Below are 1,862 nucleotides of genomic sequence, written 5' to 3' on the forward strand. Positions count from 1 at the left end.
GGCGGAGTCGGCGGTCTTGGAGACGATGACGGGGAAGTCGAGGTGCTGGTAGTTGGACAGCAGCTCGGCGGGATCCTTGACGTCTGCCTTGGTGACGAGCAGCAGCGGCTCAATGCCGGCGTCGTATGCGGCCACCAGCGCGCGGTCGATGAAACCGGTCCGCGGCTCGGGGTTGGCGGCGGCGACCACCACCACCAGCTGGTCGGCGTTGGCCACGACGGCACGTTCGATCGGGTCCGTGTCGTCGGCGCTGCGGCGCAGCAGCGTCTTGCGGTCCTGGATCTTGACCAGCCGCGCCAGGGTGTCGGGCTCGCCGGTGACATCCCCGACCAGGGAGACGAAGTCGCCGGCAACCACCGGGTTGCGGCGCAGTTCCCGGGCCCGGGCAGCGATGATCTTGCGTTCGTCCGCGGTCCCCTCGCCGACGACGGCGGTGTAGCGGCCGCGGTCAACGGTGATGATGCGTCCGGTGACGGCATCGTCGTAGCTGGGCCGGTCCTTGGTGCGGGGCCGTGTGCCCTTCTTGTTCGGCCGGATCCGGACGTCGGACTCGTCCCAGGAATCAGTGCTGCGTGCCACCGGCGGTGTCCTCATCTGGGGCGGGTCCCTGGGCCAGCATCGCTTCCCAGAGTTGCGGGAAATCGGGCATGGTCTTGGCCGTGGTTGCGATGTCCTCGACTTCCACGCCGGCTACGGCAAGGCCGAGGATGGCGCCGGCGGTTGCCATGCGGTGGTCCGCGTAGCTGTGCACGACGCCGCCGTGCAGCGCGGCCGGGCGGATGATGAGGCCGTCGGGGGTTTCTTCGGCGTCCCCGCCGAGGCGGTTGATTTCGGCGACGAGGGCGGCGAGCCGGTCCGTTTCATGGCCGCGGAGGTGGGCGATGCCGCCCAGCCGTGAGGGGCCGGTGGCGAGGGCGCACAGCGCGGCTACGGTGGGGGCGAGTTCGCTGGTTTCGTCGAAGTCGCCGCCCTTGATCTCCGGGCCCCCGCTGACGGTCAGGGTGCCGCCGTCAACCGTCACCGTGGCGCCCATAGCGGTCAGGATTCCGCGCCAGAGATCACCCACCTGGGTGGTTTCCGCAGGCCAGTTCGGGATCCGCACGGTGCCGCCGGTGGCCAGGGCCGCCGCGAGGAAGGGTCCGGCGTTCGAGAGGTCCTGCTCGATCCGGACGTCGAAGGCGCGGATCGGGCCGGGGGAGACAACCCAGTGGTTCGGCACCGAGTCGTCGACCGCCACGCCCACGCCGCGCAGCACGGCCACGGTCATGTTGATGTGGTCCAGGCTCGGCACGGGCTTCCCGCAGGGCGGAGACGAACTGGGACGAAGCGCTGGCATCAATGACCAGGTGGCCGCCGCGCACCTCGCCCGAGCCATGCACCGTGAACGGCAACGACGACGCCGGACCGCCGTCGGGTGCGGTCACTGCCACACCCAGGCCGGCGAGGGCCTCGATAATGGTGCCCATGGGGCGTTTGCGGGCGTGCGGGTCGCCGTCGAAACGGGACTCACCGCGGCGCAGCGCGGCCACCGGCGGCACAAAGCGCATGACCGTGCCGGCCAGGCCGCAGTTGATCGCCGTGTCCGCCGCCGCGGTGTCCATTCTGATCGGGACGATTTCCAGGTCAGGGCCGAAGGCGCCGTCGCCGGGCACTTCCGTGACGGTGGCCCCCAACTGCCGCAGGGCCTCAATCATCAGCGAGGATTCCCGGGAGTGCAGGGGAGCCCGCAGCCGGGAAGGTCCGTCCGCGAGGGCGGCGAGCACGAGGTACCGGTTGGTCAGGGACTTGGATCCGGGAACGGTGACAGTGGCATCGACCGGCCGGGCGGCGAAGGGGGCGGGCCAGTGCGGACCGGCGTCGGC

At 70.8% G+C, this 1,862-nt stretch carries 1 protein-coding gene and 1 pseudogene; both read right to left on the reverse strand.

The window, feature by feature from the left end; genetic code table 11:
• The coding region (rsgA, locus tag LQV45_RS29220) for a GTPase RsgA (protein ID WP_230010558.1) at positions 1–579 on the reverse strand (579 nt) is incomplete at its 3' end.
• Positions 563–1,862: pseudogene (aroA, locus tag LQV45_RS29225) on the reverse strand (3-phosphoshikimate 1-carboxyvinyltransferase); the annotation flags it as partial. The pseudogene aroA and the gene rsgA, both read right to left, overlap by 17 nt.

The organism is Microbacterium sp. Bi128 (assembly GCF_918698205.1).